The organism is uncultured Serinicoccus sp. (genome assembly GCF_947487915.1).
Taxonomy (GTDB): Bacteria; Actinomycetota; Actinomycetes; order Actinomycetales; family Dermatophilaceae; genus Ornithinicoccus.
Genome location: NZ_CANKYH010000008.1, coordinates 49,634 through 66,668 on the forward strand (window position 1 = coordinate 49,634; position 17,035 = coordinate 66,668).

The following is a 17,035-nucleotide window of genomic DNA, read 5'->3' on the forward strand; positions in this document are numbered from 1 at the left end:
TCCCGCCCGCCGCCCGGATGTGGCAGGCTCAGGGGCGTGAACATCGTCCTCGTGGAGCCGCACTTCCCGAAGAACCAGCGCGAGTTCGCCCGGGCCCTGGCGGAGGCCGGCGCCAACGTCATCGGCATCGGCGAGACCCCGCTGGACTACCTGGACGACCAGCTGACGTCCTGGATGGTCCACTACGAGCAGGTCGGGTCGGTGACCGACCGGGCCCAGATGACCGAGGCCGTGCGCCGTGTCCAGGGCATGGTGTGGGTGGACCGGATGGAGTCGACCATCGAGTCCCACCAGATGGTGGCCGCCCAGGTCCGCGAGGACCTCGGCATACCCGGCACCTCGGTGCGCACCACCTGGCTGTGCCGCGACAAGCCCTCGATGAAGGAGGCGCTGCGCGCGGCCGGCGTGCCGACCGCGCGGTCCACCGGGGCCGACGACGCCGGGCAGGTGTGGGACTTCGCCGCCGCCGTCGGCTACCCGCTCATCCTCAAGCCGCGGGACGCCGCGGGCGCCGCGGACACGGTGCGCGTGGGCTCCGACACCGAGCTCTCCGCGGCGCTGGGGCGCATGGGCCGCTACTCCTCGATCGCGGTCGAGGAGTTCATCGAGGGGCACGAAGGGTTCTACGACACCGTCTCCGTCGACGGCCGCATCGAGCTCGACTTCGCCTCCCACTACTTCCCCGGGGTGCTGGAAGGTATGCGATCGCGGTGGATCTCTCCGCAGTTCGTCGCGACCAACCGCATCGACGACGGCGGGCTCTACGACGAGATCCGCACCATGGGCCACCGGGTCAACGAGGCGCTCGGGATCGGCACGTCCGCGACCCACATGGAGTGGTTCCACGGGCCGCGCGGGCTCATCTTCTCCGAGATCGGCTGCCGCCCGCCCGGGGTCGGTTGCTGGGACCTCTACTGCGCGGCCAACGACATGGACGTGTATGCCGCATGGGCCCAGTCCGTCGTCCACGGCGAGGTGCGCGAGCGTCCCAGCCGCAGCCACAGCGCGGGCATCGTCGCGCTGCGCCCGGACCGGGACGGTGTCATCAGCGGCTACAGCGGGCTGGAGGACGTCGAGAACCGCTACGGCCGGTGGATCATCGACGCGCACGTCCCGGTCGCGGGCACCGGCACCCAGCCGGTCGAGGCCGGCTTCATGGCCAACGCGTGGATCCGGATGCGGCACCCGGACTTCGACGTGCTCCGGGACATGCTCGACGACGTGGGCCGCACGGTGCATGTGTATGCCCGCTGAGGGCTCCGCCGACGGCGACGGCCACGGTGCGACCGACCACCGGATCACCCTGCTGGGCCCCCAGCGCGACCCCGTCGTCGACGAGGTGATGCGCTCCCTCGGGCTCGAGGGTGCCCGCGTGGCGACCATCACCGCCGGGTGGCGCGACCGCGAGCGCGACGACACGGTGCTCGTCGAGCAGCTCGGCGGCCGGTGCGTCAACCTCGGTCTGTGGCAGCGCATGCAGCAGATCTGGGACGAGGACCCCCAGCTGGAGCACGCCGACCGGCAGCGCCGGCAGGTCCTCACCGAGATGCAGGAGCTCTACCTCATCGGGCTCCAGAAGGCGGTCGAGGCCTGCACGCGGATCCGGGGCCACCATCCGCGCGACGCCCGGGTGCACCGGATGGCCGTGGAGGACGTCCTCGAGATCATCCGCGAGCTGGACGAGCGGCACGTCCAGCGGGTCGCGGAGGTGAACGACGAGTTCTTCGCGACCCACGAGCCGCAGCACCGGGACCCCGTCGTGCGGGGCCGGCACGAGGTAGGCCGCCTCGTCGGCGAGTGCGAGGCCGTCGTCATCGCCGGCGGGCACGTCGGCGTGCTCCTCGGCACCCTGCACATGTTCAACCTCGCCCCGGTGCTGGCCACCGCCGTGCCGGACCCGCGCGAGCCCGGGGGGGTCCACGCCCGCGTCGACCGCCCGGTCCTCGCCTGGGGTGCCGGCGCGATGGCGATCACCGAGCGGGTCGTGCTGTTCTACGACGACTCGGTCGTGGCCCCCGGGGTGGCCGAGGTGCTCATGGACGGGCTCGGCCTGACCCGCGGCCTGGTCGCGCTGCCCTCCGCCACCGACCGGCTCGACATCAAGGACCCGGACCGCATGCGCACCCTCACCCACCGGTGCCAGCCGAGGGTGGCGCTGCCCCTGGACCCCGGTGACCGGGTCACGCTCACCGCGGACGGCCGGGTGCCCGAGGGCACCCGGGTCTTCGGGCCGGACGGCACGGCGACGAGGTATGCCGCGCCCGTCGCCGTCGCGTCCACCGCCGGCCCCTCCGCCGGCCCCTCCACCACCCCCGGGGAGGAGGACGCGTGAGCCAGCAGACGGCATACCCCCTGCCCCCCCGGCACAAGGGCAAGCTCGCGATCAACGCGCTGCGCGCCCGCCGGCTGGACGAGCAGGTGATCGACAGGTTCCTGGCGGAGCGCGAGGTGCCGATCGTGGAGGGTCCGAAGTGCACCTTCCTCTACCGCGGCCAGGCCGACGGCGTCGCCGTCCGGCACCGCATCGTCAACCAGCCGCAGCACGTGCCGATGAAGCGGCTGGAGGTGCCCGAGGGCACCACCCCGCTCTGGTACGTCACCATCGAGCTGCCGGCGGCGTCGCGGGTGGAGTACCAGATCGAGGTCCGCCAGGGCGAGGCCGTGGAGACCTTCAACGACCCGCTCAACCCGCACGTGGCGCACAGCCCCGTCGGGTCCTCGAGCGTCTGCCAGGCCGCCGGCTACCAGACCCCGGAGTGGGTCACCCCGCAGCCGGACGCCCGGCCCGGCGAGCTCGTCGCCCTCACCGTCCAGAGCAAGGCGCTGCGTCGAGCGACCCACCCCCGGGTCTACCTGCCGGCACGGTTCCGCCGCAGCAGCCGCTACCCGCTCCTCGTCGTGCACGACGGCGACGACTACCTCGACTACGCCGCCATGCGCACGGTGCTCGACAACCTCATCCACGACCTGGACATAGCCGAGACCATCGTGGTCTTCACCAACCCCGGGGACCGGCTGCGCGAGTACCCCAACTCCGCCCCGCACGCCCGCCACCTCACCACCGAGCTGCTGCCGGCCCTGGAGGAGCAGCTGCCGCTCATCCGGCGCTCGGACGCCCGCTGCCTCATGGGTGCCAGCTTCGGTGCGGTCGCCTCGCTGTCCACCGCCGCCCGCAACCCCGGCGTCTGGGACAACCTCTTCCTGCAGTCCGGGTCCTTCGTCTTCACCGACATCGGCTCCGACCACGGCGGCGGGCCGGCCTTCGACCCCGTGGTGACGTTCATGAACCGCTACCGCGAGCGCCCACGTCGGGTGGCCGCGCGGATGTTCATCACCTGTGGCGTCTACGAGCCGCTCATCGTGCCGAACCGCTCGATGGTGCCGGTCTTCGAGTCCACCGGGGCCCGGGTGCAGTACGTCGAGTCGCGGGACGGCCACTCCTGGGAGAACTGGCGGGACCGGCTGCGCGACGGCTTGTCGTGGATCTTCCCGGGCCCGCAGAAGCTTGTCTACGAATAAATCGATACATGAGAAGAAAGACGAAGGTTCGCTATGGCTGACCGCATCACCTATCTCCTCGTCGACGGGGAGAACATCGACGCCACCCTGGGCAACTCCATCCTCGGCCGGCGCCCGCACCCGGACGAGCGGCCCCGGTGGGACCGCCTGCTCACCTTCACCCAGGAGACGTGGGGGCAGAGCGCCAAGGGGCTGTTCTTCCTCAACGCCAGCAGCGGGCTGCCGATGTCCTTCGTCCAGGCGTTGCGGGCCCTGGGCTACACGCCGGTGCCGCTGTCCGGGACGGCCGAGGAGAAGGTCGTCGACATCGCCATCCAGCGCACCCTGGAGGCGCTGCACACCCGCACCGACGACGTCATGCTCGTCAGCCACGACGGGGACTTCCTGGAGACGGTGACCCCGCTCATCGACGGCACCCGCCGGGTCGGTCTCATCGCCTTCGAGGAGTTCCGCAACGCCGGCTTCCAGCAGCTCGTGCACCAGGGCATGGAGTTCTTCGACCTCGAGCACGACACCCGGGCCTTCAACGCCCCGCTGCCGCGCCTGCGGATCATCCCGATCGCGGAGTTCGACCCGGCGCAGTTCCTGCAGTAACGACGTCGCCGCAGATCAGAAGGTATGCATTGGGTAAAGAGTAGTGACATCAGTGACGCCTGAGGTTACTGTCACTGCGTCCCTCTGATGCAGTCAGTCGCGGCCGGACGTCTCCGGTCAAGGAGATCCGCCATGCCCTCTGCCCGTCGCTTCGTGCTGTCCGCGCTCACCGCGATGGCCCTGGTCGTGCCCGGGGTCGGCGTCGGCGCCGCCCTCGCCGACGAGCCCTCCGCGGACCCCGAGCACCGCACGGTGGCCCTCGACCCGGTGCCGCAGACCACGTCCGCCGAGGGTGCCGACGTCCTGCGCGGGACGCTGGACGTCGACGAGCGGGCCGTCACCGTCGTGGGGGTGCGCTGGTCGGGCCCGCAAGACGGCGGGGCCCGGATGCGGGTGGAGCAGGAGGGGGCCTGGGGTGAGTGGACCTCCCTCGAGGACGGTCTCGCCACCGGCCCCGAGGAGGACGCCCAGAAGGCCGAGGGCGACTGGGGCACCGAGGGCACCGTGCTGCTCGACGCCGACCGGGTCCAGGTGGAGCTCTCCGGCGAGACCCAGGACGCGCGCATCGAGAGCTGGACCACCTACGTCACCGAGCAGGACGCCGCGACCGTGGCCGAGCTGCCGGTGCCCGACGCCGAGCCGGACGGCCTGGTCGTCGCCCGGCGCAAGGACTGGGCCCAGGGCATGGACCTCATCCCCAGCGCCGGCCCCATCCGCACCTCGGCCAAGATGGGCATCACCCTGCACCACACCGCGACCGACGCCTACTACGCCGCCGAGGACGTGCCGGCGATGCTGCGCGCGGTCTACCGCTACCACGCGCACACCCTCGACTGGCGCGACGTGGGCTACAACGCCATGGTCGACCGCTACGGACGCGTCTGGGAGGGCCGCTCCGGCGGGCTGGAGAACAACGTCCAGGGCGCGCACTCCTACGGCATGAACTACGACTGGTTCGGCCTCAGCTCGCTCGGGAACCACGAGATCAGCCCGGTCCCCCAGGCCGAGCTCGCCGGGCTCGCGCGGACGGCCGGGTGGGTGCTCAACCTGCACGGGGCCGACGTCGGCCAGCAGCAGCGCTACACCAACGCCTACCTCGGCTGGACCCGTACCCTGTCCACGCTGCACGGGCACCGCGACGTCTACGCGACCAGCTGCCCCGGCTGGCAGATGTACCAGATGCTCGGCGCGCTGCGCACCATGGTCGCGGCCGAGCAGCGCCTGGACCGCACCGCGGTGCAGCGGATCGGTGGCTCCACCCGCTACGACGTCGCCGCCGGCCTCGCCCACGAGGGCGCCCCCTACGGCGTGGACACGGCCTACGTCACGCAGGGCCAGGAGATCGCCGACGCGCTGGGCGTCGGCCCGGTCGCCAGCAAGGGGCACGCCGCCGTCCTGCTGACCCGGCCCGAGGCGGTCCCGCCGTCCACGATGGACGTGCTCGAGGACATGGGCGCCCTGGAGGTCGTCCTCGTCGGGGGCACCAAGGCCGTCACCCCCGCCGTCGGGCGGGCGTTCGAGGCGCAGGGGTATGCCGTGCGCCGCGTGTCGGGCACGGACCGCTACGACACCGCGGTGCAGCTGAGCTATGAGCAGGAGTGGCACGGCGGCACGGTCTACCTCGCCAGCGGCACCAACCTCACCGACGCCCTGGGGGGCGGTGCGGCGGCGGCCCACGTCGAGGCACCGATGCTGCTCACCCGGACGACGACGCTGCCGCCGGTCACCGCGGCCCGGCTCGCCGAGCTCGCCCCGCAACGCGTGGTCGTCCTCGGCGGGACGGGCGCCGTCGCCGAGTCGGTGGTCCGGCAGACGCAGCGGCTGCTGCCCGGCGCCAGCATCGAGCGGCTGGGTGGCGGCAACCGCTACCAGACGAGCGCCCTCATCGCCATGGACGCCTTCGAGCACTCCACCACGGCGGTCCTCGCGGCCGGCGACGCCCCGGTGGACGCGATGGCCGGCACCCAGCTGGCGGCCGACCGCTCGGCCCCGCTGCTGCTGGTGCGCAAGGGTTGCCGGACGAACTCGGTGGACGAGGTCTACGACGCCCTCGACATCCGCCTCTCCCGGCTCGCCGGTGGGTCGGGCGTCCTCTCCTGGGACGCGGGCTCCACCACCTGCTGAGACTCCCGGGGTGGAGAGACGGCACCCGGATCCGCCCCAGGCGCCGCCTCTCCACCCCGGGTCCCTTCCTCCCCGGCCCCGAGGAGGAGGCACCATGGCGTGGTGAACGTGCGCGAGCTGGTCCGGACCAGCCCGGCGACCCGGGCGGGGCTGTCCATCGCGGTGGCCACCGGGGCCTACGGCGTGTCGTTCGGCGCGCTCGGCACGGCCAGCGGCCTGGGCGTGCCCGAGGTCTGCCTGCTCAGCCTGCTGCTCTTCTCCGGCGGGTCGCAGTTCGCCTTCATCGGGGTGCTGGCCGGGGGCGGGAGCCCCGCCTCGGCCGCGGGTGCAGCCACGCTGCTGGGGCTGCGCAACGGGGTCTACGGCATGCAGGTCAACACCCTGCTGCGGCCTCGGGGCTGGCGCCGGCTCGCGGCCGCGCAGGTCACGATCGATGAGTCGACGGCCATCGCGCTGGGGCAGGACGACCGGGCCGAGCAGGGCCGGGGCTTCTGGACCGCGGGCGTCGGGGTCTTCGTCCTGTGGAACCTCATGACCCTCCTCGGGGCCCTGGCCGGGGACGCGCTCGGCGACCCGCGGCGGTGGGGCCTGGACGGGGCCGCGGTGGCGGCCTTCCTCGGGCTGCTGTGGCCGCGCCTGCGCGGACGTGAGCCCTGGGCGATCGCGACGGTCTGCGCGGTGGTGACCGTGCTGGGCATACCTCTGGTGCCGCCGGGCATCCCCATCCTCGTGGCGGCCGCCGTCGCCGCCCTCGTCGGGTGGTGGGGGCGCGAGCGCGCGCCCGAGGAGGTGGCCGCGCGATGACGGTATGGCTGTGGCTGCTCGCCGCGTGCGGGCTCGCCTTCCTCACCAAGCTCAGCGGCTACCTCGTGCCGCAACGGCTGCTCGGCTCGCCCGCGGTCGTCCGGGTCTCGGGGTGCATCACGGTCGGGCTGCTGGCCTCCCTGGTGACGATGAACGCCGTGGCGGACGGCCAGGCGCTGGCCCTGGACTCCCGGCTGCTGGCCCTGGGGGCGGCCGTGGTGGCGCTGCTCCTGCGCGCGCCCTTCCTCCTCGTCGTCGTGGTGGGCGCGACGGCCGCGGCGCTCGGCCGGCTCGCGGGTCTACCGTGACCCGTATGACCCGCTCTCGGGGCACGCCCTCACTCCTGCTCGTCCTGGGCGGGCTGTGGGTCCTGGTGCCCGCGTGGATCTGGCTCACCCGGGCGGGGGTCCTGCTGGCCGGACACCCGGCCTACCCGGTCGCTGTCTCGCTCGCCGCGGTCGTCGGCGTCCTGCTGCTCGCCGCCGGGCTCCGCGCCAGCCGGGGACGGGGCCGGATCGAGACCAGAGGCGACGCCCCGCCACGTGGGGGCCGCCGCCAGGCGGGCTGGGTGCGGGTCGTGGTCGGCACGGTGGCCGTCGTCCTGAGCGTCCTCGTGCTGGGCGTCCTCGCCTGGCTGCGGCCCTTCGCCGCCAGCCCGCAGGCCGTCGCCCTCGTGGAGGGCACGTCCGAGGTGGTGGTCGCCGACTCGCTCACGCGGATCACGCTCACCCAGACGGCGCAGGCACCGGCGGCCGGGCTCGTCTTCCAACCGGGCGCACGGGTCGACCCACGGGCCTATCTCCCGCTGCTCACCGAGATCGCCGCGGACGGCCACCTGGTCGTCGTCGTCAAGCAACCCTTCGACATCGGCTTCACCGCCGCCGCCGCACCGGGCCGGGTCCTGGAGGACCATCGCGAGATCACGACGTGGGTCACCGGCGGGCACAGCCTCGGCGGCGTGGTCGCCTCGACGTATGCCGCGGACCACCCCGACGAGGTCGACGGGCTGCTGCTCTGGGCGTCCCGCCCGCTCGACGACCTGAGCGGGCGCACGGACCTGGCCGTCGCCACGGTGTCCGGCAGCGAGGACGGCCTCGCCACCCCGGCCGACATCGAGGCCAGCCTGGCCGACCTGCCGCCGGACGCCCAGGTGGTCGAGGTCGCCGGCGGGGTCCACGCCTTCTTCGGGGACTACGGCGAGCAGCCGGGCGACGGCGTACCCCGCACGAGCCGGGCCGAGGCGCAGGCGCAGATCGTCGAGGCCAGCCTGGCGCTGCTGGAGGCTGCGGCCGGGTCGTGAGACCGGTGCGACTGGCGGCCTGAGCTGCCCCGTCGCGCCGGCTCCTCTGGATAGGGTGAAGGGGACCGCCCGACGCCGTGCAGGCTGACGGGACGGTCGACCGGGGGGCTCGGCGTCCACGACAGGGCCACAGCCCGCCCCGCTGCTGCACACGTCGTCCCGAAGGAGCCCCATGGATCTCGCCGGCCCCGTCCTCATCGTCGCGGCGATCGTCATCGCCCTGGTCGTCCTGGGGGTGGTCGCGTTCGTCTACGCCAAGGTGCGGTTCAAGATCGCTACCCCGGACGAGGCGCTCATCATCACCGGTCGCAAGAGCGGCACCCCCGTCATCAACCCGGAGACCGGGGACGAGACCACCGACCTGTCCGGCCAGCGGGTGGTCATCGGCGGCGGCACCTTCGTCAAGCCGATCTTCGAGCAGGTGGCCCGGCTGTCGCTGGCCTCGCAGAGCTTCCCGGTCACGGCCGAGGACGCCACCACCAAGAGCGGTGTGGGCGTGACCCTGCGCAGCATCGCCGTCGTCAAGGTGGGTGGCACCGAGCGGATGGTGCGCGCGGCGGCCCAGCGCTTCGCCGGACGCAGCCAGGAACAGGTCATCGAGCAGCAGACCAGCGAGGTGCTCGTCGGTGTGCTGCGCACGATCGCGGGCACGCTGACCGTGGAGTCGATCCTCTACGAACGGCAGGACTTCTCCAAGGAGGTCAAGGACATCGCGGTCCCCATGCTGGCCGAGCGCGGGCTCATCCTGGAGAACTTCGAGATCCAGACCGTCGAGGACTCCGGCGACTACATCCGCAACCTGGGGCGGCCGCGCGCCGCCGCCGTCGCGCGGGACGCCGAGATCGCCGAGGCGCAGGCCCGGCAGGAGAGCACCGAGCGCTCCAACGAGTCCGCCGTGCAGATCGCGGAGTCCGACAAGGCGCTGGCCCTGCGCAACGCGCAGATCGCCCGGGAGACCGCCACGGCCGAGGCCGAGGCCGGGGCGGCGAAGGAGCGCGCCGAGGCCGAGGCGCAGCAGTCGGTGCTGGTCGAGCAGGAGCAGGTGGCCCAGCGCCGGGCGGCGCTGCGCGAGCAGGAGCTGCAGACCGAGGTGCGCAAGCCGGCCGAGGCGCGCAAGTACGAAGCCGCCCAGGAGGCGGACGCCCGTAAGTATGCCTCGGAGCAGGAGGCCGAGGCCGCCAAGACCACCGCGATCCGCAAGGCGGAGGCCGAGGCGCAGCGCACGACCGCGCAGGCCGACGCGGAGGCCGCGGCCCTGCGCGCCCGGGCCGAGGCCGCCCTGGTGGAGCAGCAGCGGGGCGCCGAGGGTGCTCTCGCGCAGGCGCGCGCCGAGGCCGACGGCGTGCAGGCGCGCGGTGAGGCCGAGGCCGCCGCCGAGCGCGCCAAGGGCGAGGCACGGGGTGCCGCGATCAAGGCGGAGGCCGACGCCTACCAGACCTTCCCCGAGTCGGCGCGCCTGCAGATGGTGCTCGACGCGCTGCCCAAGATGGCCCAGCCCTACGCCGACGCCCTCGGCAGCATCGACGACATCACCGTCATCGACCGCGACGGCACCTCCCGGCTGTCGGGCCAGGTCTCGACCGGGGTGCAGGAGCTGGCCAAGCAGCTGAAGTCACAGACCGGCATCGACCTGCTGCAGATGCTGCGCACCGGGCGGTCGGCGGACGACCGGCCGACGGACGAGGTCGTCCCGTCGGGCACGGTCGAGGCGGCGGACAGCACCGTGGACGGCTGACCGGGCGGCTCACCTGGGTCACTCCAGCGTCAGCCCCAGCTCGGCCACCACGCGGTCGCTGACGACGGCGGACCCGCCCACCACGTAGATCGACGACAGGGTGAGCCGCCGCAGCGCGCTGGTCGTGGCCGACGGCACGCTGGTCGGCCGGGTCAGGAGCAGCGGTGCGCCCTGCCGACCGCCGCGGGCGGCGGCCACCAGCGCGTCGGGGTAGGCCGTGCCCGAGGTCACGTAGGCGCGTGTCGTGGCGGCCGGGTAGGAGCGCGACACCGCCTGGGCGGTGGCGTAGCGGTCGCTCCCGGAGACCCGGGTGAACGTCCCGGTGCCGCCGGAGGTCGCGGCGGCCCGCGCCGTCGCGTCCGAGACCGCGCCGCTCCCACCGAGCACGATGAGCCGTCCCGGGGAGAGGCGCTCCAGCTGCTCCGCCACGGCGGTGGGCAGACGGGTCGGTCTGGTGATCAGCAGGGGAGCTCCCTGGTGGGCGGCCAGCGCGGCGCCGGCCAGCGCGTCCGGGTAGTCCTGCCCGCTGGCCAGGTAGACCCGGGGCACCCCGGCCGGGTAGGCCGCAGCGACGTTGGCGGCGACCTCGTAGCGGTCAGCACCACCGATGCGCTGCACCACACCGCTCCCGGCATACGGCGTGAGCTGGGCGGCCACCCCGGCCGAGACCGCGGCGGTGCCTCCGACCACGATGATGCGCTCGGGCTGCAACCGGGTCAGGGCCTGAGCGGTCTCGCGGGGCAGCGACGTGGGGTCGGTGATGAGCAGGGGCGCGTCCGGGACGCCGCTGCGCGCGGCGGCGGTGAGCGCGTCGGGGAAGTCGCGCCCGGAGGCGACGTAGGCCACGGACACCCCGGTCGGCCAGGCCCGGGAGACCGCCGCGCTGGTGGCGTAGCGGTTGGCGCCGGCGATCCGGGTGGCCGGACTCACCGTGGGCTCGGCGACGAAGGTGAAGTAGTGCGAGGACAGCCCGTTGCTGTGCGTCGGGTAGGGCCGGGCGAAGCGGAGGTCCGGGCCGGTGACGTCCCGGTAGGTGTAGGTGCCCGCCGAGTTGTAGCCCTCGACGCGGGCGGTCACGATGCGCCCGCCGAAGGACCCGAAGCCGTCGCGCCTGAGCACCTGCACCCGCTCCACCCACGCGATCCCGAACGTCGTCTGCAGGGTCGTGACGGGAAGCTCTCCCGTCCAGGTGTGGCGGGCGTTGTTGGCGACGCCGTCGTAGGCGTCCCGGTGCGCGGCGAGGTAGGGGTGCGCCGCTGAGCCGGGTGCGGTGTAGCCACCCGAGGAGGAGGAGAACATCGTCGTGGCCAGCGCCCGGCCGGTGCCGAACGGGTAGCTGAGCACCTGGCCCGCCGTGGCGCCGACCGCGGCGTCGGTGTTGGGGTGCTCGTAGGAGGTGATCCCACCGCCGCTGGTCCGCACCCCTCTGCCCCGGTAGACCTGGCAGGCCACCGTGTCGCACGTGTCGTAGATCGCCGTCCCACCCACCCCACGGGCGGCATACGTCCGCGCGCTCACGGCCTGGCTGCGCAGGGCGGCGGCGTGGAAGGAGGCGGGCATCTCCGAGGCCACGACCGAGCGCAGGTAAGACTGCATGGGCACCCGGTTGACGGTGGTGAGGTCGGACGAGCCCGTGTGCACCGCCGTGAGGACCCCGCGGTAGACCCGCCGCGAGCCGTCGGGCAGGAAGAGGTCCACGCTGCCGTCGGTGGGCGAGCTGAAGGTCAACGGGCAAGAGCGGGACAGCCCGGACGGCCAGGTCGTCGACCAGACCCCGTCGACCCGGCCCTGCAGCACGCAGGTGGAGGCCGTGGCGCCGGTGGCCAGCACCCGCCACTGGGCGCGACCGGAGGGCAGGGCATACGTCGTGGTGCTGGTCGCCGCGTTGCCGACCCGGAGGCCGGATCGGTGGGCGACGCGGGTGCCCCCGTCGTCGTCGACGGTGATGCCGACGCGGATGGGCCCGAACGTGAGCGTGTCCAGGCGGGTGCCCGGGTAGTAGTAGCTCAGGATCTGGGTGTGGCTCAGCCCGGCGAGGCCGGCGCCGTGCGCGCCGTACTGGGACATGCCGATGCCGTGGCCGAAGCCGCGGCCGCTGATGGTGTACGAACCGTCCACGGGACGGCGGTAGACCTCGGCGCCTGGCTGGGGAGGGGGCAGCTGGGACAGGACCGGTGCTGCAGCCGACACTGCGGGCGACACCGCCGGACGCGCAGCACCAGCACTGTCGGCCTGGGCAGGGACCTGCCCCAGCGCGAGGGCCAGCGCGGAGCCAGCCACCACCACGGCTGTCGAGAACCGTCGAAGGAGCATCACGGACTCCTTGTCCTCCCGGCGGCCCACGAGGTCGCCGATCTCCTCAGTGTGGCACTCCGCGCCCAGGATGGACAGAGCCTGTGCGCGACCGAACCTGCACCACCCTCTCGAGGTGCGTTCGGCGAGCTCAGGGGCCCGACCGGCCGGCGGGGTGTCAGCGCAGGTGGCTGGCCCCGTTGAGGTCCAGGACCGCCCCCGAGGCCCACTCCGCCCGCGGATCGGCGAGGGCGAGCACGGCATCGGCGACCTCGTGCGGCTGAGCGACCCGGCCGAAGGGGCTCTGCGCCCGGGTGGCCGCCCCCCGGTCCCCGGCCAGCGCGTAGCCGGCCATCTCGGTCTCGATGAAGCCCGGTGCGACCGAGGTCACCGCGATCCCGTGCCGTCCCAGACGCAGCGCCATCGACTGGCCGAAGGAGTGCAGGCCCGCCTTGCTCGCGCCGTAGGCCGGGATGTCCGGCTCGCCGCGGTAGGCGCCACGGCTGCCGACGTTGACGATCCGTCCGACGGGGACGCCGTCCGCGGGCGGCACGTCGATCATGTGGCGGGCCACCTGCCAGGTCAGGTGGGCCGGGCCGAGCAGGTTGGTCTCCAGGGTGCGCCGCCAGATCTGCACCCATTCGGGGTATGAGGTCTCCTCCAGCGGGTGGTCGCCGCGCCGGCCCCTGCCCTCCCCCGGGGCGGCGAGCATCGCCGCGTTGTTGACCAGGACGTCGACCCGGCCCAGCGCCTCGACCGCCTCGGTCGCCAGCCGCTCGACGCCGTCCGGGTCGGCGAGGTCCGCCTGGACGACGGCATGCCCGTCGCCCGGGAGGGAACGGCATACCTCGTGCGCGGCCGCCTCGCTGCCCAGGTAGTGGACGACGACCCGGTCGCCTCGTGCCGCGAAGGCGCGAGCCACCGCGGCCCCCACGCCCCGGGAGGAGCCGGTGACCAGGACGCCGCGGGAGGGATGGGAGCTCATGCCGCCATCCTGTCACCCCGGCGGGGCGCGAGAGTTTCGCGACCTGGTGCACGTGTGCGTCAGCTGCGCGATCCGCGAGGACGTCATCCCGATGCGTCACCCCTACGCGTCCAACGCAAAAGTCATGGTTCGACGACAAACCAGAATGTCGTGGTACCGTGACATTCAGAAATGTCGCACACACGCGACATCTGTCACCCAGGTGTGACATCCCGGAGCGTAGGGGTGGGTCGCATGCTCAGGACGGTCCGAGACGTCGGTGCGGCGGTGCGCCGAGCACGCCGGGAGGCCGGGCTCAGTCAGCAGGCTCTCGCGGACCGGGCGGGGGTCTCCCGCCAGTGGCTCTCCCGCGTGGAAGCGGGGAAGGGTCCATCCGCCGAGATGGGCAAGGTGCTCGACGTCCTTGCCGCGCTCGGACTCGCGGTCGACCTGGTCACCACCCCCGTGGCCGAGGCCACGGACGATGACCCGTTCGCCGGTCTCTTCGAGGACGGCTCATGACGGCATTCCTGAACGTCTACCTCGACGGCGTCCTCGCCGGACAGCTGGCGCAGACCGCTGGTGGGGCGCTCGCCTTTGCCTACGACGGTTCCTACACCGCCCGTGCCAACCCCACGCCGCTCTCGCTGTCGATGCCGCTGAGTGGGTCGCGGCACTCGAACCGTGTCGTCGCCGCCTGGCTCGAGGGGCTCCTCCCGGACAACCTCGCCGTGCGGGAGGAGTGGGCTCGTAGGTTCGAGGTGTCACCGCGCAACCCGTTCGCCCTGCTCCGGCACGTCGGACGCGATGCCGCGGGGGCCGTGCAGGTGCTCCCCGTCGACGTCGACCCACCGGATGCAGCTCGGCGTTCGGGCGACGTCCGCCGGCTCACCGATGACGAGCTCTCGGGTCTTCTTCTGCGCCTGACGGTCGGGGACCACGGCTGGGACGTCGGTGCCGGTTCCGGACGATGGAGCCTGGCGGGAGCGCAGAACAAGGTGGCGCTGCACCACCTGGACGACGGCGGGTGGGGTGTTCCCCAGGACGCGACGCCGACGACGCACATCCTCAAGCCGACCCGCGCCGGCACCCGCTTCGAGGACCTGCACGTCAACGAGTTCGTCTGCCTGCGTGCCGCGGGTCTGCTGGGCCTGCGCGTCGCCCGGGTGGACCTGGTCGACCTCGGCGGGGCCAAGACGCTGGTCTCTACCCGCTACGACCGCGGTCGCGGACAGGACGGGATCTGGTTGCGCCTCCATCAGGAAGACCTGCTGCAGGCGATGAGCTACCCACCGATCAAGAAGTACCAGTCCGACGGCGGCCCCAGCGTCAAGAACGTCGCATCACTCCTGTCGACGCTGGCCCTCGCGGACCGCGATGCCGTGCGGTCGGCGTTCTTCGACGCCTTCGCCTTCAACGTCCTGGTGGGCGGGACCGACGCACACGCGAAGAACTACTCCCTGCTCCTGCGCGGGCCACGGGTGGCCCTGGCACCCCTCTACGACGTCGCGTCCTACGCGCCGTACCTGAAGAGGGGCGAGGCGGTGCGGAGCTCGATGAAGGTGGGGCGCACCTGGCTCGTCCGCGACGTGACCGTCGAGGACTGGGTCGCCGTCGGTCTCTCCCTAGGTTTGAAGGCGACCGAGACCGTGGACCGCGTGGAGCGCCTGCGCACAGGCCTGCCCGAAGCAGTCCTCGCAGCGGCGGAGGCCGCACCCGCGCCCTTCGCCGACGATGCCCGCCGTGTCGCCACTGCCGTCGCTCGGCAGGTCCACCCGCGGGCTCCGCGCCTTCCGCGCGCGTCCCAGGCCACCCAGAACTCGGCTGACTAGGGCTGTGAACAGGACTCCTGCCGGGAACGACCGCATCACTGCTGCTGTGGGCAAGACATGTGCGCTTACTGCAAATCACACCGACGAAGTTTCTGTGATGTCCGTGTAGATTGACATTGTGGACGTCAAAATGTTCGGGAACCAAAGAACCGGGACCCTCGTGCCGATCTCGGGTGTCGACCCACGATCCGGGGAGTGGACACACTCCGCCTTCGTTCCCGCGCCATTGACGGAGGACCTGCCCGACCTGAGTTATCAGACATGGATGCGAGTCGCCAACGCGCGCGCTGCCCTCGCGGCACTGGACAGCACAGCGCGTCAACTGCCCAACCCCCAGCTGCTCCGGCGACCTTCACTGCAGAGAGAAGCCCAGAGCACCTCGGCGCTAGAGGGCACCTACGAGCCACTGCACGCGGTGCTGACTGCCGATGATGAAGGTCCGGTGAGCCTCACGATGCGCGAGGTGCTCAACTTCGTGACGATGGCCGACCTGGCCCTCCGCTGGGTGAACGAAGGGCGCACGTTATCCGTCCCCATGCTCGCCGAGCTCCAGCAAACGTTGGTTCGAGGCACACCAGCAGAGAGCCCTTCGTCCGGGCAGATCAGGACGATCCAGGTCGTGATCGGGCAACGCCGGACGGCTGTCGTCGGCGAGCTCCCGGTCAAGGCCGCCCGGTTCGTTCCCCCTCCTCCCGGACTGGACCTTGAGGCGAACGTGCGCGACCTGGTGCGCTGGATGGCCACGGACCACAAGGACACGATGGACCCGGTGGTCGTCTCGGCGCTCTCGCACTATCAGTTCGAGACCTTGCACCCGTTCCACGACGGCAACGGGCGTATCGGCCGCCTCCTCATCGTCCTGCAGCTCTACACCCATGGGATCCTCAGCGAGCCGACGCTGACGGTGTCGCCCTGGTTCGAGGCACGACGCACCGAGTACTACGACCGCCTCCTGGCGGTGAGCTGCGCCGGCGAGTGGGACCAGTGGATCTCCTTCTTCGCCCAGGGGCTCGAGGAGTCGGCTCAGACCACCCATGGGCAGATGCTGAGGCTCGTCGATGTGCAGTCCGAACTGAAGGAGAGGATTCGCGCCTCGTCTCTCCGCGCGGACAAGGCCCACACCCTCGTCGACTACGCGGTCGCACACCCCTCCTTCACGGTGCGGCAGGTCCAACGCGACCTCGAGCTCTCCTACGGCCGGGCCAACGGCCTCGTCGGTCAGCTGGTCGACCTCGGCGTCCTCTCGTCAACGGGTGAGACCTACCGCCGCCGATTCTTCGCCCCTGCCGTCCTCGACGTCCTTCTCAGTGCTTGACGGCGTTGCACCACGCACGTCACCCCATACCTGCAGGTCAGGCCCGTGATCGCCGCGTTTGCAGCCGTACTTTCCTGGGGTACGGGCACGACAGAGGCCCTCCCCGCCGAGCGGGAAGGGCCTCTGTCGTCACTCGGTGGAGGCGAGGGGACTCGAACCCCTAACCCCCTGCTTGCAAAGCAGGTGCGCTACCACTTGCGCCACGCCCCCGAGGGTATGAAGTTGTCCGACCGCCGCGCAGCCGCGTCCGACAGCGGGAGCGGGGTCCGGCGGGAAGGGGGTTACTGACCCGGCTGGCCCGGCACGTCGTCCGTGGCCTCGGCCCACAGGTCGCGCTCGGCCTGCTGGTCCTGCATCCGCTTGAGGGCCACGAGGCCGGCCGCGGCGGCGGCCACCATGAGGAAGCGCTTCATCTGTCGATCAACTCCTGATCTCGGCGACGACGCAGGTGGGTGGTGGGCCTAACTGGACTTGAACCAGTGACCTCTGTCTTATCAGGACAGCGCTCTAACCGACTGAGCTATAGGCCCGGGCACGTGCGAGGCACGCGACGGTC

General features: G+C 72.3%; 15 protein-coding genes and 2 tRNA genes. 12 read left to right on the top strand and 5 right to left on the bottom strand.

What is annotated here, in order from left to right; translation table 11 throughout:
* Positions 1–36: 36 nt before the first annotated feature.
* The 9 genes from Q0795_RS11700 to Q0795_RS11740 all read left to right on the top strand — a co-directional run bounded on the left by Q0795_RS11700 (position 37) and on the right by Q0795_RS11740 (position 10,076).
* Positions 37–1,254 carry an ATPase gene (locus Q0795_RS11700; RefSeq protein WP_298889863.1) on the top strand — a complete coding sequence of 406 codons (1,218 nt, stop codon included), beginning with the start codon at positions 37–39 and terminating at the stop codon, positions 1,252–1,254.
* Positions 1,244–2,332: a hypothetical protein gene (locus tag Q0795_RS11705; protein WP_298889864.1), complete on the top strand. Its 1,089-nt coding sequence runs from the start codon at positions 1,244–1,246 to the stop codon at positions 2,330–2,332. The genes Q0795_RS11700 and Q0795_RS11705 overlap by 11 nt, the downstream gene beginning before the upstream one ends.
* Complete coding sequence (locus tag Q0795_RS11710; protein WP_298889865.1) at positions 2,329–3,519, top strand: alpha/beta hydrolase-fold protein; 1,191 nt, start codon at positions 2,329–2,331, stop codon at positions 3,517–3,519. Before Q0795_RS11705 ends, Q0795_RS11710 begins: the two co-directional genes overlap by 4 nt.
* Before the next feature lie 33 nt (positions 3,520–3,552).
* Positions 3,553–4,113 (top strand): NYN domain-containing protein, encoded by a 561-nt coding sequence (locus tag Q0795_RS11715; RefSeq protein WP_298889866.1) that lies wholly within the window; start codon positions 3,553–3,555, stop codon positions 4,111–4,113.
* A 132-nt stretch (positions 4,114–4,245) separates the two neighbouring features.
* Positions 4,246–6,237 carry a cell wall-binding repeat-containing protein gene (locus tag Q0795_RS11720; protein ID WP_298889867.1) on the top strand — a complete coding sequence of 664 codons (1,992 nt, stop codon included), beginning with the start codon at positions 4,246–4,248 and terminating at the stop codon, positions 6,235–6,237.
* Positions 6,238–6,339: 102 nt separating this feature from the next.
* Positions 6,340–7,041: an AzlC family ABC transporter permease gene (locus Q0795_RS11725; RefSeq protein WP_298889868.1), complete on the top strand. Its 702-nt coding sequence runs from the start codon at positions 6,340–6,342 to the stop codon at positions 7,039–7,041.
* Positions 7,038–7,349: an AzlD domain-containing protein gene (locus Q0795_RS11730; protein WP_298889869.1), complete on the top strand. Its 312-nt coding sequence runs from the start codon at positions 7,038–7,040 to the stop codon at positions 7,347–7,349. The genes Q0795_RS11725 and Q0795_RS11730 overlap by 4 nt, the downstream gene beginning before the upstream one ends.
* A 5-nt stretch (positions 7,350–7,354) precedes the next feature.
* Positions 7,355–8,341, top strand: a complete 987-nt coding sequence (locus tag Q0795_RS11735; RefSeq protein ID WP_298889870.1) for an alpha/beta hydrolase — start codon at positions 7,355–7,357, stop codon at positions 8,339–8,341.
* A gap of 172 nt (positions 8,342–8,513) precedes the next feature.
* Entirely contained in the window at positions 8,514–10,076 is a 1,563-nt protein-coding gene (locus Q0795_RS11740; RefSeq protein WP_298889871.1) for an SPFH domain-containing protein, read from the top strand.
* 18 nt (positions 10,077–10,094) lie between these two features.
* Here Q0795_RS11740 and Q0795_RS11745 read toward each other — a convergent pair whose 3' ends face one another.
* The gene (locus tag Q0795_RS11745) at positions 10,095–12,389 is read right to left on the bottom strand and encodes a cell wall-binding repeat-containing protein (protein WP_298889872.1); all 2,295 of its coding nucleotides are present in this window, start codon (positions 12,387–12,389) and stop codon (positions 10,095–10,097) included.
* A 157-nt stretch (positions 12,390–12,546) separates the two neighbouring features.
* Entirely contained in the window at positions 12,547–13,353 is an 807-nt protein-coding gene (locus Q0795_RS11750) for an SDR family oxidoreductase (RefSeq protein ID WP_298889873.1), read from the bottom strand.
* A gap of 234 nt (positions 13,354–13,587) precedes the next feature.
* Between Q0795_RS11750 and Q0795_RS11755 the strand changes: the two genes are divergently transcribed.
* From Q0795_RS11755 to Q0795_RS11765, 3 genes are all read left to right on the top strand, one after another.
* A complete protein-coding gene (locus Q0795_RS11755; protein ID WP_298889874.1) occupies positions 13,588–13,854 on the top strand; it encodes a helix-turn-helix domain-containing protein in 267 nt (88 codons plus the stop codon).
* Positions 13,851–15,164, top strand: coding sequence for a HipA domain-containing protein (locus tag Q0795_RS11760; RefSeq protein ID WP_298889875.1), 1,314 nt, complete (start codon positions 13,851–13,853; stop codon positions 15,162–15,164). Before Q0795_RS11755 ends, Q0795_RS11760 begins: the two co-directional genes overlap by 4 nt.
* A gap of 118 nt (positions 15,165–15,282) precedes the next feature.
* On the top strand, positions 15,283–16,479 hold the full coding sequence (locus Q0795_RS11765; RefSeq protein ID WP_298889876.1) for a Fic family protein: 1,197 nt from the start codon (positions 15,283–15,285) through the stop codon (positions 16,477–16,479).
* Between the two features lie 137 nt (positions 16,480–16,616).
* On the opposite strand, the gene Q0795_RS11770 is transcribed toward Q0795_RS11765, so the two are convergent.
* From Q0795_RS11770 to Q0795_RS11780, 3 genes are all read right to left on the bottom strand, one after another.
* Positions 16,617–16,689 (bottom strand) — tRNA-Ala (locus tag Q0795_RS11770).
* A gap of 71 nt (positions 16,690–16,760) precedes the next feature.
* On the bottom strand, positions 16,761–16,892 hold the full coding sequence (locus Q0795_RS11775; protein ID WP_298889877.1) for a DLW-39 family protein: 132 nt from the start codon (positions 16,890–16,892) through the stop codon (positions 16,761–16,763).
* 40 nt (positions 16,893–16,932) lie between these two features.
* Positions 16,933–17,009: transfer RNA gene (locus Q0795_RS11780), tRNA-Ile, on the bottom strand.
* Between the last annotated feature and the right edge of the window lie 26 nt (positions 17,010–17,035).